The sequence below is a fragment of the Streptomyces sp. NPDC048659 genome (assembly GCF_040650575.1).
Lineage (GTDB): Bacteria > Actinomycetota > Actinomycetes > Streptomycetales > Streptomycetaceae > Streptomyces.
The window spans coordinates 205900-219320 of sequence record NZ_JBEZHM010000001.1 but is presented as its reverse complement, the minus strand read 5'-3'; the positions used below and the strand labels follow the sequence as shown (position 1 = coordinate 219320).

Genomic DNA, 13421 nt, shown 5'->3' with positions numbered 1-13421 from the left:
CTCTGTCTGCGAGGGATGGTACGACCGCCTCGCCCCGACGCCTCCCGCTACGCCGGCGGCTGCCAGCGGGCCAGCGCCCGCAGCAGGCCCGGGGAGAACCGCGAGGCCAGGTGCGCGCCGCGCGCCTCAGGTGTCACCGGGACCACGGCCCGGTCCCGCAGCACCGCGTCCAGGACCGCGTCCGCGACCTTCTCCGGCGGGTAGTTGCGCAGCCCGTAGAGCCGGGAGACCTTCCGCTGCCGCCGCTTCTCCTCGGCCTCGTCCGTGACGCCGGCGAACCGGGCCGTGGACGTGATGTTGGTGTTGACGATGCCGGGGCAGATCGCCGAGACGCCGATGCCCTGGTCCGCGAGCTCGGCCCGCAGGCACTCGCTGAGCATCAGCACCGCCGCCTTCGACGTGCTGTACGCGGGCAGCGCGCGGGAGGGCTGGAAGGCCGCCGCCGAGGCCGTGTTGACGATGTGGCCGCCCTGGCCGCGCTCCGCCATCTGCGCGCCGAACAGCCGGCAGCCGTGGATGACGCCCCACAGGTTGACGTCGAGGACCCGCTTCCACTCCTCGCTCGTCGTCTCGAAGAAGGAGCCGGTCAGCCCGATGCCCGCGTTGTTCACCAGCACGTCGAGCACGCCGTATTCGCTCGCGACCTTCGCGGCCAGCTTCTCCATCGCGGCCTCGTCGGAGACGTCGGCGGTCTCGCCCCAGGCCGCGGGCGCGCCGATCAGCCGCGCCATCTCGGCCGTACGGGCGGCCCCTTCGGCGTCCCGGTCCACCGCCACGACCCGGGCGCCGGCCTCCGCGAAGGCGAAGGCGGTGGCCCGGCCGATGCCGCTGGCGGCGCCGGTCACCAGGACGAGCTGCCCGCCGAAGCGCTCCGCGTGCTCCGGGCGCACCCCGGCGCGGAGCGCGGGCTTCGGCGCCCTGGTCGCCGGCTCCTCGTTCGCCTCGACGAACTCGGAGATCCAGGAGGCCAGCTGGTCGGGGCGGGTGCGCGGCACCCAGTGCTTGGCCGGGAGGGTGCGCCGGGTGAGGTCGGGCACCCAGTCGGCCAGGTCGTCGTAGAGCCGCTCGGAGAGGAAGGCGTCGCCGGTCGGGGTGATCAGCTGCACCGGCGCGTGCGCGTAGGCGTCGGCGCGCGGCCGGGCGAGCCGCGACCGCACGTTGTCCCGGTAGAGCCAGGCGCCGTGCGCCGCGTCGACGGGCAGGGACGCCGTCGGGTAGTCGCCGGCCGGGACGCGCTCCAGCCGCTCCAGGAGGCGCGGCCAGCGCTTGCCGAGCGGGCCCCGCCAGGCGAGCTCCGGGAGCACCGGGGTGTGCAGCATGTACACGTACCAGGACTTGGCGCCTTGGCCGAGGAGCTGGCCGACCCGGCGCGGGGTGGGCCGGGTCATCCGGCTCTTGATCCAGTGCCCGAAGTGGTCGAGCGACGGCCCGGACATCGAGGTGAAGGAGGCGATCCGGCCCTCGGTGCGCGGGACGGTCGCGAACTCCCAGGACTGCACCGAGCCCCAGTCGTGCCCGACCAGATGGACCGGGCGGTCCGGGCTGACCGCGTCGGCGACGGCCAGGAAGTCGTCCGTCAGCTTCTCCAGCGTGAACCCGCCGCGCAGCGGGGCCGGAGCCGTCGAGCGGCCGTGGCCCCGGACGTCGTACAGCACCACGTGGAAGCGCTCGGCGAGCCGGACCGCGACCTCCGACCAGACCTCCTTGGAGTCCGGATAGCCGTGCACCAGCAGCACGGTCGGCCGGGACTCGTCGCCCAGCTCGGCCACGCACAGCTCGATCCCGCCCGTGCGGACCCAGCGCTCCCGCGCCCCGTCGGTCGTCACACCGCCACCTCTTCCTCGCTCCAGCGCCGCACGTGCGGCAGGTCGTCGTCCAGCCAGAACGCGCTCTGCTCCGGGTCCCGGGAGTCGGTGACGACCAGGATCTCCTCGAACTTCGCGCCCGTGCCCCGGAAGCCGAGGTGCGGCTCGACCGCCCAGAGGCCCGGCTGGGGCGGGTGGTCGGAGAAGCGGTACGGCGACCAGAGCGGCGACCAGCCGTCCCGGTGGCCGTGCAGGGCGTCGCTCGCCAGGCCCTTGAGCGCCTGGGTGCCGAAGCCGAACACGGTCGGCGACCAGCGTCGCTCCCGCACCCGGTCGATCTTGTGGGCGATCACGCCGAAGGGATAGGCCCGGTGCCGGTTCGCATAGCCCTGGCGGACCATCAGGCGGTCCACGTCCTCGTAGATCGCGCGCAGCGTCCGGCGCTCGCGCACCTCGCGCAGGATCAGCTCGCGGTGCTCCTTGAGATCCGCGAGGAGCTTGTCGTGCAGCGGGTCGAGGCCCAGGCAGCCGGAGTAGCCGATGTCCGCCGTGAAGCCCTTGTGGACCGGGGCCATGTCCAGGATGAACGGCATCCCGGCCTCCAGCCGCCGGTTCGTCGGGAAGAACTGGAGCGGGACCTTGAAGTCCACGAAGGCCGTGCGGTCGCCGAACCAGGCGAACGGGCGGTGGAACCAGTCCCGCACCCCCCGCTCGTACAGCCACTCGCGCTGCATCCGGGCCGCGTCGCGCTCCGTCACGCCCGGCTTGAGCTGCGCCGCGACCGCCTCCGCGCACTCGTACGCGAGGCGCTGCACCTCTCTGAATCCGCGCAGCTCCGCGCTGAGTTCGCGCGTCCCTGCCGTGCCTGCTGAGGCCATGCCACCCGCCCGTCCCGTGTGAGCGCCCGGCGACGCTACGCGTACGTAACTTGACATCGATGAATGTGACAATGCTCGGCGGCTGAGTCAAGGGGTCCGGCGCAGCCTGTGGAGAACCGTGGCCGGAACCACGCCGGAACCACGCCGGAGCCGCTGCCGGAGTCGCCGCGGAACGACTTTGGTCTCGACTCCCCTACGGGCTTGTACGTCTGGAGTCGGAGAGGGATCGAGCCGTTGGTCTGACGACCGCTGTGGCGCACACCACTACCGTCGTCTGTGTGACTGTGATCGCGACCGAAAGCCTCAGCAAGCGGTTCCCCCGGGTGACCGCTCTCGACCGGCTCTCCCTGGACATCGGGCCCGGTGTGACCGGACTTGTGGGTGCCAACGGAGCCGGCAAGTCGACGATGATCAAGATTCTTCTTGGTCTGTCCCCGGCCACGGAGGGCCGCGCCGAAGTCCTCGGACTCGACGTCACCACCTCCGGCGCCCAGATCCGCGAGCGCGTCGGCTACATGCCGGAGCACGACTGCCTGCCGCCGGACGTCTCGGCGACCGAGTTCGTCGTGCACATGGCCCGGATGTCCGGCCTGCCCGCCACCGCCGCCCGCGAGCGCACCGCCGACACCCTGCGCCACGTCGGCCTCTACGAGGAGCGCTACCGCCCCATGGGCGGCTACTCGACGGGCATGAAGCAGCGCGTGAAGCTGGCCCAGGCCCTCGTCCACGACCCGAAGCTGGTCCTCCTCGACGAGCCGACCAACGGCCTCGACCCGGTCGGCCGCGACGACATGCTCGGCCTGATCCGCCGGGTCTGGACGGACTTCGGCATCTCGGTCCTGGTCACCTCCCACCTCCTCGGCGAGCTGGAGCGCACCTGCGACCACGTCGTCGTCATCGACGGCGGCCGGCTGCTCCGCTCCAGCTCCACCAGCGACTTCACCCGCACGACCACGACCCTCGCGGTCGAGGTCACCGACTCCGACACCCACCCCGACGGCACGGAGGCCCTCCGCGCGGCCCTGGCCGCCGCCGGGGTGACCCTGCGGGACGGCGTGGAGGACGGCCTGCCGGGCGCCGGGCACATCCTGCTCCTGGAGGCCGCCGGCGAGGAGACGTACGACCTGGTCCGCGACACCGTCGCCGGCCTCGGCCTCGGCCTGGTCCGCATGGAGCAGCGCCGCCACCACATCGCCGAGGTCTTCAAGCCGCAGCAGCAGGAGGAGGTGCCGACGCGATGAGTTCCCAGGCCACTGACAGCACGGCGAACACGCAGATCCACAACATCGGCTACCGCGGCTACGACGGACCGCGCCTGGGCCGCCCCGCCGCCCGCCGGGCGCTGTTCTCCCAGTCGCTGCGCGGCGCCTACGGACTGGGCCGCAGCGCCAAGTCCAAGGTGCTGCCGATGCTGCTCTTCGCGGTGATGTGCGTGCCCGCGCTGATCATCGTCGCCGTCGCGGTCGTCACCAAGTCCTCGAAGCTGGCGATCGAGTACACCCAGTACGCGATCTTCCTCCAGATGGTCATCGCCATCTTCGTGGCCTCCCAGGCCCCGCAGTCGGTCTCCCGGGACCTGCGCTTCCGCACCGTCCCGCTCTACTTCGCCCGCCCGATCGAGCGCGTGGACTACGTGCTCGCCAAGTACGGGGCGATGGCCTCCGCGATGTTCGTGCTGACCGCCTCCCCGCTGCTGATCCTGTGGATCGGCTCGCTGCTCGCCAAGATGGACTTCGTCGAGCAGACCAAGATGCTCGGCCAGGGCCTCGTCTCCGTGGCGCTGCTCTCGCTGCTCTTCGGCGGCATCGGCCTCGTCATGGCGGCCCTCACCCCGCGCCGCGGCTTCGGCGTCGCCGCCGTCATCGCCGCCCTGGTGATCTCCTACGGGGCGGTCAGCACCCTCCAGGGCATCGCCTACGGCACCGACAACGTCGGCGCGGTCAAGTGGATCGGCCTCTTCTCGCCGCTCACCCTCATCGGCGGCGTGCAGGACGCCTTCCTCGGCGCGCCCACCGCCGCCCCCGGCGGGGAGGCAGCGGCGCCCGGCACGGCGGTCGGCGTGGTCTACCTGCTGGTCGTCCTCGCGCTCATCGCCGGTTCGTACGGCGTGCTGATGCGCCGCTACCGAAAGGTCGGACTGTGACCACGCTCACCATCGACCACGCCTCGCGCTGGTTCGGCAACGTCGTGGCGGTCAACGACGTCACCATGACCGTCGGCCCCGGGGTCACCGGCCTGCTCGGTCCCAACGGCGCCGGGAAGTCCACCCTGATCAACATGATGGGCGGCTTCCTGCCCCCCTCCACCGGCACCGTCACCCTCGACGGCGAGGCGATCTGGCGCAACGAGTCGGTCTACCGCAAGATCGGCGTCGTCCCCGAGCGCGAGGCGATGTACGACTTCCTCACCGGCCGCGAGTTCGTCGTCGCCAACGCCGAGCTCCAGGGCCTCGGCGACGAGGAGGCCCGGCGCGCCCTCGCCACCGTCGAGATGGAGTACGCGCAGGACCGCAAGATCTCCACGTACAGCAAGGGCATGAGACAGCGCGTGAAGATGGCCTCGGCCCTCGTCCACGAGCCGTCCGTGCTGCTGCTCGACGAGCCCTTCAACGGCATGGACCCGCGCCAGCGGATGCAGTTGATGGACCTGCTGCGGCGCATGGGCGCCGAGGGCCGCACGGTCCTGTTCTCCTCGCACATCCTGGAGGAGGTCGAGCAGCTCGCCTCGCACATCGAGGTGATCGTGGCCGGCCGGCACGCCGCCTCCGGCGACTTCCGGCGCATCCGCCGCCTCATGACGGACCGGCCGCACCGCTATCTCGTCCGCTCCAGCGACGACCGGGCCCTGGCGGCGGCGCTGATCGCCGACCCGTCGACGGCCGGCATCGAGGTCGACCACTCGGCCGAGGGCGGACTGCGCGTCCAGGCCGTCGACTTCGGGCGGTTCACCGAACTGCTGCCGAGGGTGGCCAAGGAGCGGGGCATCCGGCTGCTCACGGTCTCGCCCTCGGACGAATCCCTGGAATCGGTCTTCTCGTATCTCGTAGCGGCCTGAAAGGAGCCCGACCGATGTACAACCCCACAGTCGCCCGGCTCACCTACCGGGCCCTCCTCGGCCGCCGACGGGCCCTGATCCTGTTCGGACTGCCGGCCCTGCTGCTCCTGATCGCCGCGGCGGTCCGCCTGTTCAACGGCGCCGACGACCAGGTCGCGGCCGACGTCCTCGGCGGATTCGCGCTGGCGACGATGGTGCCCCTGATCGGCGTGATCGCCGGCACGGGCGCGATCGGCCCGGAGATCGACGACGGCTCGATCGTCTATCTGCTGTCGAAGCCGGTGAAGCGGTCCACCATCGTCTTCACCAAGCTGATCGTCGCCATCGCCGTGACGATGGTCTTCTCCGCCGTGCCCACGCTGATCGCCGGCTTCATCCTCAACGGCAACGGGCAGCAGGTCGCCGTCGCCTACACGGTGGCGGCGCTGGTCTCCTCGATCGCGTACAGCGCGCTGTTCCTGCTGCTGGGCACGGTCAGCCGGCACGCGGTCGTCATCGGCCTGGTCTACGCCCTGGTCTGGGAGGCCCTGTTCGGCTCCCTCATCGCGGGCGCCAAGACCCTCAGCGTCCAGCAGTGGGCGCTGGCCCTCGCGGAGAAGGTCACCGGCGACGGCCTGATCAGCTCCGAGGTGGCCCTGCCGACCGCGGTGGTGCTGCTGACCGCGGTGACGGTCGCGGCGACCTGGTTCGCCGGGCACAAGCTGCGAAGCATGACGCTGGCGGGCGAGGAGTAGGCCGCCGTCGCCGGGGCCCCGCGCGGGGCGCCGGCGGTGCCGCCCGCGTCAGACCGTGCGGTCGCGGGCGGCCAGCAGGCCCGTCGTGAGGGCCGCCGCGCAGACGCCGAGGACGGCGAGGATCGGCGGGGTCCAGGAGCCCGTCGCCTGGTGCAGGGCGCCCGCCGCCAGCGGGCCCGCCGCGGCCAGCAGATAGCCGACGGTCTGCGCCATGCCGGACAGCCGCGCCGCCGTCACCGCGTCGCCCGAGCGCAGCACGATCAGGGTGAGCGCGAGGCCCACCGCGCCGCCCTGGCCCACGCCGAGGACCCCCGACCAGAGCCAGGCGCCCTGCACCGGGGCGAGCATCAGCCCGGTGTAGCCCGCCGCGACCATCGTCGTCACCAGCACGACCAGCGGGCGCTGGCTGCGCATCCGGCCCGCGAGCAGCGGCACGGCGAAGGCGCCGGCCACCTGGATCAGGTTGTTGAAGGCGAAGACCACGCCCGCCGTCGAGCGGCTCATCCCGTGGTCCGTGAAGATCGTCGGCATCCAGGCGATCAGGACGTACGACCACAGCGACTGCAGCCCCATGAACAGGGTGACCTGCCAGGCCAGCGGCGAGCGCCACACCGACCGGGCGGGCGCGGTGCCGGGGCGCGCGGCCCGCACCTCGTGCCCGGTGCGGCCCCGGGCGATCAGCACCTGCGGCAGCCAGGCCAGCGCCGCCACCGCCGCGAGCAGCGACCAGAAGCCGAGCGACGCCTGCCAGCCGCCGAGGGCCCGCTCCAGCGGCACCGAGCAGGCCGCCACGACGGTGGCGCCCGCGATCATCGAGCCGGTGTAGACGGAGGTCATCGAGGCGGCCCGGTCCGGGAAGTCGCGCTTGATGAGGCCGGGCATCAGGACGTTCAGGAACGAGATGGCGGTGCCCACCAGGACGCCGCCGGCGTACAGCGCGCCCGCCGAGGGCAGCACCCGCGCCAGGATTCCGGCGGCGAGCAGCAGCAGCGCCGCGCACAGCACCCGCTCCGTGCCGAAGCGCCGCCCGAGCCAGGGCGCGACCAGCGCGCCGACGCCAAGGAAGAGCACCGGGACCGAGGTCACCAGCGAGGACGCGGTCGACGACAGTCCGTACGTCTCGGATATCTCGCCGACCAGCGGCGAGACGCTGGCCAGCGCGGCCCGCATGTTGACCGAGGCCAGCACGATGCCGACCAGGAGCAGCGCCGGGTGGCGGAGCAGGGCCCGCCGGGCGGCGGCGCCCGCCGCGGAGGGCCGGACGTCGGCCTCCGCGTCGACGAGCGGCGGCGGGGCGTGCGTCACCGGCGCCTCGGAGGTCTCCCGGCTCATCGCCCGCCCCCCGTCAGCGCGGCGACGGTCTCCATCGGCACCCGCAGCAGCTCCCGCGCCTGGGCCTCCGCCGCGTCCGGGTCGGCCGCCTCGATCGCCGCGACCAGCGTCTCGTGGGCGTCGATGTCGACCGGCGGCATGGCGTGGTCGCCGAGCGCCTCGACCAGGGACTCGTGCACCTGGGCGGAGAAGAAGCGGTAGACCTCGCCGAAGGCCGTGTTGTGGGTGGCCTCGACGACCGCCCGGTGGAAGGCGACGTCGGCGGCGGCGTCCCGGTCGCCGCCCTCGCGCAGCCCGGTCAGGGCCGCCCGCAGCCGCAGCAGGTCGTGGGTGTCCCGGCGCACCGCCGCCAGGCGCGCGGCCTCGGCCTCCAGGGCGACGCGCAGCTCCAGGATGTCCAGGGCGCCCGCGTGCCGCACGCCGCGCAGCACGGCGGCGGGGTCGGCGGTGGACCTGACGAAGGTGCCGTTGCCCTGCCGGGACTCCAGGAGCCCGGCGTGGACCAGGACGCGGACGGCCTCGCGGACGGTGTTGCGGCCGACGCCGAGGAGTTCGGCGAGCTCGTGCTCGGTGGGGATGCGGTCGCCGACGGCCCACTCGCCCTCGCTGAGCTGCGTGCGCAGCTGCTCCACCACGGAGTCCACCAGCGAGACCCGTCCCGCCGCCCTCAGCGCCATCACAGTGTCACCACGTCCTCACAGCTCTTCATTGGCCCGGTTGCCCAGTCATCCTACAACTGTGCTTTCCGCTGGCCCCGGCCCGCGCCCGGCGGCGGGACTACTGTGGCCTCGTACGCGGACCGAACACCCTCACCACCCTCGGGAGTCAGTCATGTCAGACCGCTTCGACGTCGTCGTACTCGGAGCTGGCCCCGGCGGCTACGTCGCCGCCATCCGCGCCGCCCAGCTGGGCAAGCGGGTCGCGGTCGTCGAGGAGAAGTACTGGGGCGGTGTCTGCCTGAACGTCGGCTGCATCCCCACCAAGGCGCTGCTGCGCAACGCCGAGCTCGCCCACATCTTCACCCACGAGGCCAAGACCTTCGGCATCAAGGTCGACGGCACGGTCTCCTTCGACTACCGCGAGGCGTTCAACCGCAGCCGCGTGGTGGCGGACGGCCGGGTCAAGGGCGTCCACTTCCTGATGAAGAAGAACGGCATCACCGAGTTCGACGGCCGGGGCACCTTCCTCGACGCGAACACCCTCCAGGTGAACAAGGCCGACGGCACCGCGCAGACGATCACCTTCGACCACTGCATCCTCGCCACCGGCGCCAGCCCGCGTCTGCTGCCCGGCACGGCCCTGAGCGACCGCGTCGTCTCGTACGAGCAGCAGATCCTCGCCGAGGACGCCCCGCAGTCGATCGTCATCGCCGGCGCCGGCGCCATCGGCATCGAGTTCGCGTACGTGCTGAACAGCTACGGCACCAAGGTCACCATCGTCGAGTTCCTCGACCGGATGGCCCCGCTGGAGGACGAGGAGGTGTCCAAGGAGCTCGCCAAGCAGTACCGCAAGCTGGGCATCGACGTCCTCACCTCCACCCGCGTCGAGGCCATCGACGAGTCCGGCCCGCAGGTCCGCGTCACGGTCACCGGCAAGGACGGCGCGAGCAAGGTGCTGGAGGCCGACAAGGTCCTCCAGGCCATCGGCTTCGCCCCGAACGTCGCCGGCTACGGCCTGGAGAACACCGGGGTCGCCCTCACCGAGCGCGGCGCCGTCGACGTCGACGGCCGCTGCCGCACCTCCGTGCCGCACATCTACGCCATCGGCGACGTCACCGCGAAGCTGATGCTCGCGCACACCGCCGAGGCCATGGGCGTCATCGCCGCCGAGACGATCGCGGACGCCGAGACGATGGAGCTCGACTACGCGATGATCCCGCGCGCGACCTACTGCCAGCCGCAGATCGCCAGCTTCGGCTACACCGAGGCGCAGGCCCGTGAGAAGGGCTACGACGTCAAGGTCTCGAAGTTCCCCTTCATGGCGAACGGCAAGGCGCACGGCCTCGGCGACCCGACCGGCTTCGTCAAGATCGTCGCCGACGCGAAGTACGGCGAGATCGTCGGCGCCCACCTGATCGGCCCGGACGTCACCGAGCTGCTGCCCGAGCTCACCCTGGCGCAGCAGTGGGACCTCACGGTCCACGAGGTGGCGCGCAACGTGCACGCCCACCCGACGCTGGGCGAGGCCGTGAAGGAAGCGATCCACGGCATCTCCGGCCACATGATCAATTTCTGACGGACGGTTTCCGGCGATCGATTTCCCAGGTTTCTCACGGGTATCACCCAGCTCGGGGTGATAGGCACGACACGTGCCACGCGAAACCTCTCACCACGCCCCGGGTGGCGAGCCGTCCCGACCGATCAGGTCGTGGGTGCGCTCGTCACCCGGTACGCATGTCTGGCTGGCCGTCATCGCGGCCACCAGCCTGCTCATCGCGCTGTCCCCGGACGGCCTGGAGCACTATCTGCTGCACCGCAACAGCAGCAATCTGCACGAGCTCTCCCGCCACCCGGTGCGGGCGCTGATCGGCAGCGCGTTCTGGATCGAGAACCCGGCGAGCCTGCTGCTCTACGCGGTCCTCTTCGAGATCTTCCACGCGCCCGTCGAGCGCTGGCTGGGCACGGCGAGATGGCTGGTCGTCGTCGCGACGGCGCACATCGCCGCGACCCTGATCAGCCAGAAGGTCGTCCTCCAGGCGATCCAGGACCACGACGTGCCGCGCAGCATGGCGCACGTCGTCGACATCGGGGTGAGCTACGGCCTCGCCGCCTCGGTCGGCATCCTGACCTACCGGCTGCCCCGGCCCTGGCGCTGGTTCTATCTGGCGGGGGCGGTGGCCTTCTTCGCCGTCCCGCTGGTCACCGACCGCACCTACGTCGACCTGGGGCACGCGATCTCGCTGCTCATCGGGCTCGCGTTCTGGCCGCTGACCCGGCACGTACCGGATAAACCGGTGGTCCACGCGGGGGCGCCCGGACCACACTAGGGCCTGTCTGACGATTCCCGTCGGGTCCGGCCCGTCCGGCACGCACGCTCGCCGCACGGCCGAAACGCCCAAGTAGCTCCGCTACGAGGGCGCCCCGGCCGCACGCCGAGCGCACGCACCGGACGACCCGGCCTGATCCGACGCGAATCGTCAGACAGGCCCTAGGGATACGGGAAGGGGGCGGCCGCTTCGAGCGCGCGGGGGCGAACCGCGCGGGCCGCCCCGCTTCCCGTACCGGCGTCTAGGCGCTCAGCAGGCGCTCCAGGACGACGGCGATGCCGTCCTCCTCGTTGGTGGCGGTCACCTCGTCGGCCACCGCCCGCAGCTCCTCGTGGGCGTTGCCCATGGCGACGCCGTGCGCGGCCCAGCCGAACATCGGGATGTCGTTGGGCATGTCGCCGAAGGCGATCGTCTCCGCCGCCTTCACGCCCAGCCGGCGGGCGGCCAGGGAGAGCCCGGTCGCCTTGCTCAGGCCGAGCGGCAGGACCTCCACGATCCCGGGGCCCGCCATGACGACGTCGACGAGCCCGCCGACCGTCTCGCGCGCGATCCGGGTCAGCTCGTCGTCGCCGAGCGTCGGGTGCTGGAGGTAGAGCTTGGTCAGCGGCGCCGCCCACAGCTCCGCCGGGTCCTCGTACGGCAGGTAGGGCAGCGGGCCCTCCTGGACGCCGTAGCCCGGCCCGACCAGCACCTCGCCGTCCAGCCCGTCGCGGCTCGCGGCGAGCGCCAGCGGGCCCACCTCGGCCTCGATCTTGGACAGGGCGAGGCCCGCGAGCTGCCGGTCCAGAGTCAGCGAGGTCAGCAGCCGGTGCTCGCCCGCGTGGTAGACCTGCGCGCCCTGGCCGCACACCGCGATGCCCTCGTAGCCGAGGTCGTCGAGGATGTGCCGGGTCCAGGGCACCGCCCGGCCGGTCACGACGATGTGCGCGGCGCCCGCCTCCGTGGCGGCGACGAGCGCCTCGCGCGTGCGGTCCGACACGGACTCGTCGGCGCGCAGCAGCGTGCCGTCGAGGTCCGTGGCCACCAGGCGGTAGGGGAAGGTGCTCACTTGGAGATCGGCTCCAGGACCTCACGGCCGCCGAGGTACGGGCGCAGCACCTCGGGCACGCGCACCGAACCGTCGGGCAGCTGGTGGTTCTCCAGGATCGCCACGATGGTGCGCGGTACGGCGCACAGCGTGCCGTTCAGGGTGGCCAGCGGCTGCACCGTCTTCTTGCCGCCCTGCTCGTCGCGCATCCGGACGGACAGGCGGCGGGCCTGGAAGCCGTCGCAGTTGGAGGCGGAGGTCAGCTCGCGGTACTTGCCCTGGGTCGGGATCCACGCCTCGCAGTCGAACTTGCGGGAGGCGGAGGAGCCCAGGTCGCCGGTGGCGACGTCGATCACCTGGAAGGGCAGCTCCAGGGAGGTCAGCCACTGCTTCTCCCAGTCGAGCAGCCGCTGGTGCTCGGCCTCGGCGTCCTCCGGGGCGACGTACGAGAACATCTCGACCTTGTCGAACTGGTGGACGCGGAAGATGCCGCGGGTGTCCTTGCCGTAGGTGCCGGCCTCGCGGCGGAAGCACGGCGAGAAGCCGGCGTAGCGCAGCGGCAGCTTGTCGGCCTCGATGATCTCGTCCATGTGGTACGCGGCGAGCGGGACCTCGGAGGTGCCGACCAGGTAGTAGTCGTCCTTCTCCAGGTGGTACACGTTCTCCGCGGCCTGGCCGAGGAAGCCGGTGCCCTCCATGGCGCGCGGGCGGACCAGCGCGGGGGTGAGCATCGGGATGAAGCCGGCCTCGGTGGCCTGCGCGATCGCCGCGTTGACCAGGGCGAGCTCCAGGAGCGCGCCGACGCCGGTCAGGTAGTAGAAGCGCGAGCCGGAGACCTTCGCGCCGCGCTCGACGTCGATGGCGCCGAGCGCCTCGCCGAGCTCCAGGTGGTCCTTGGGCTCGAAGCCCTCGGCGGCGAAGTCGCGGATGGTGCCGTGCGTCTCCAGGACGACGAAGTCCTCCTCGCCGCCCACGGGGACGTCGGGGTGGACGATGTTGCCGAGCTTCAGGAGGAGCGCGCGGGCCGTCTCGTCGGCCTCGTTCTGCTCGGCCTCGGCGGCCTTGACGTCGGTCTTGAGCTGCTCGGCCTTCTGGAGGAGCGCGGCGCGCTCCTCGGGGGTGGCCTTGGGGATCAGCTTGCCGAGCGCCTTCTGCTCGGATCGGAGCTCGTCGAAGCGGACGCCGGACGACCTGCGCCGCTCATCGGCGGAGAGCAGGGCGTCGACGAGCTCGACGTCCTCTCCACGGGCGCGCTGGGAGGCGCGAACACGGTCGGGGTCCTCACGGAGCAGGCGAAGGTCAATCACCCCACCAGGCTACCGGTGCGCGATCGTGCGGCCCCACTCGATAAGGACATGCGTGTCGCTTTGCCCGAATTGCTTTATTTTTCGATGCTTTTCCCATTCGCGGTTCGCCCGGAGTTCTCCACAGGAATGCGACACCTCGAAGGGTTATCCACAGGCTGTGTGGAAGATCTGTGGACCACGATGATCGACGACATTTTCCCACTCTTTCGAGTGGGAATACCTCGCTCTGGAGAGTGGGCCCCCGGAGCGGGGGTGACGACGATTTATCGACGTGGCGGAGATGTCGTGGGCGCCCGTG

At 71.7% G+C, this 13421-nt stretch carries 12 protein-coding genes; 6 read left to right on the top strand and 6 right to left on the bottom strand.

The window, feature by feature from the left end; translation table 11 throughout:
• Positions 1-47: 47 nt before the first annotated feature.
• Positions 48-1826 (bottom strand): SDR family oxidoreductase, encoded by a 1779-nt coding sequence (locus AB0C99_RS01070; protein WP_362467896.1) that lies wholly within the window; start codon positions 1824-1826, stop codon positions 48-50.
• Positions 1823-2683, bottom strand: coding sequence for a M24 family metallopeptidase (locus AB0C99_RS01065; RefSeq protein WP_362467894.1), 861 nt, complete (start codon positions 2681-2683; stop codon positions 1823-1825). The genes AB0C99_RS01070 and AB0C99_RS01065 overlap by 4 nt, the downstream gene beginning before the upstream one ends.
• Positions 2684-2967: 284 nt before the next feature.
• Between AB0C99_RS01065 and AB0C99_RS01060 the strand changes: the two genes are divergently transcribed.
• The 4 genes from AB0C99_RS01060 to AB0C99_RS01045 are packed head-to-tail and all read left to right on the top strand — an operon-like array spanning position 2968 to position 6471.
• Positions 2968-3924 carry an ABC transporter ATP-binding protein gene (locus tag AB0C99_RS01060; protein ID WP_362468103.1) on the top strand — a complete coding sequence of 319 codons (957 nt, stop codon included), beginning with the start codon at positions 2968-2970 and terminating at the stop codon, positions 3922-3924.
• Positions 3921-4826 (top strand): ABC transporter permease, encoded by a 906-nt coding sequence (locus tag AB0C99_RS01055; protein WP_362467893.1) that lies wholly within the window; start codon positions 3921-3923, stop codon positions 4824-4826. Before AB0C99_RS01060 ends, AB0C99_RS01055 begins: the two co-directional genes overlap by 4 nt.
• On the top strand, positions 4823-5737 hold the full coding sequence (locus AB0C99_RS01050) for an ABC transporter ATP-binding protein (protein WP_362467891.1): 915 nt from the start codon (positions 4823-4825) through the stop codon (positions 5735-5737). The genes AB0C99_RS01055 and AB0C99_RS01050 overlap by 4 nt, the downstream gene beginning before the upstream one ends.
• Before the next feature lie 14 nt (positions 5738-5751).
• Positions 5752-6471 (top strand): ABC transporter permease, encoded by a 720-nt coding sequence (locus AB0C99_RS01045; protein WP_362467889.1) that lies wholly within the window; start codon positions 5752-5754, stop codon positions 6469-6471.
• Between the two features lie 48 nt (positions 6472-6519).
• Here the strand turns inward: AB0C99_RS01045 and AB0C99_RS01040 are convergent, their stop codons facing one another.
• Entirely contained in the window at positions 6520-7803 is a 1284-nt protein-coding gene (locus tag AB0C99_RS01040; protein ID WP_362467887.1) for an MFS transporter, read from the bottom strand.
• Positions 7800-8480, bottom strand: coding sequence for a GntR family transcriptional regulator (locus tag AB0C99_RS01035; protein ID WP_362467885.1), 681 nt, complete (start codon positions 8478-8480; stop codon positions 7800-7802). Before AB0C99_RS01035 ends, AB0C99_RS01040 begins: the two co-directional genes overlap by 4 nt.
• Before the next feature lie 154 nt (positions 8481-8634).
• Between AB0C99_RS01035 and lpdA the strand changes: the two genes are divergently transcribed.
• On the top strand, positions 8635-10038 hold the full coding sequence (gene lpdA / locus AB0C99_RS01030; RefSeq protein ID WP_362467883.1) for a dihydrolipoyl dehydrogenase: 1404 nt from the start codon (positions 8635-8637) through the stop codon (positions 10036-10038).
• A 73-nt stretch (positions 10039-10111) separates the two neighbouring features.
• A complete protein-coding gene (locus AB0C99_RS01025; protein WP_362467881.1) occupies positions 10112-10789 on the top strand; it encodes a rhomboid-like protein in 678 nt (225 codons plus the stop codon).
• A gap of 241 nt (positions 10790-11030) precedes the next feature.
• Here AB0C99_RS01025 and AB0C99_RS01020 read toward each other — a convergent pair whose 3' ends face one another.
• Both AB0C99_RS01020 and serS read right to left on the bottom strand, forming a co-directional pair.
• On the bottom strand, positions 11031-11837 hold the full coding sequence (locus AB0C99_RS01020; RefSeq protein ID WP_362467879.1) for an HAD family hydrolase: 807 nt from the start codon (positions 11835-11837) through the stop codon (positions 11031-11033).
• On the bottom strand, positions 11834-13123 hold the full coding sequence (gene serS, locus AB0C99_RS01015; protein WP_362467877.1) for a serine--tRNA ligase: 1290 nt from the start codon (positions 13121-13123) through the stop codon (positions 11834-11836). The genes AB0C99_RS01020 and serS overlap by 4 nt, the downstream gene beginning before the upstream one ends.
• Positions 13124-13421: the final 298 nt, after the last annotated feature.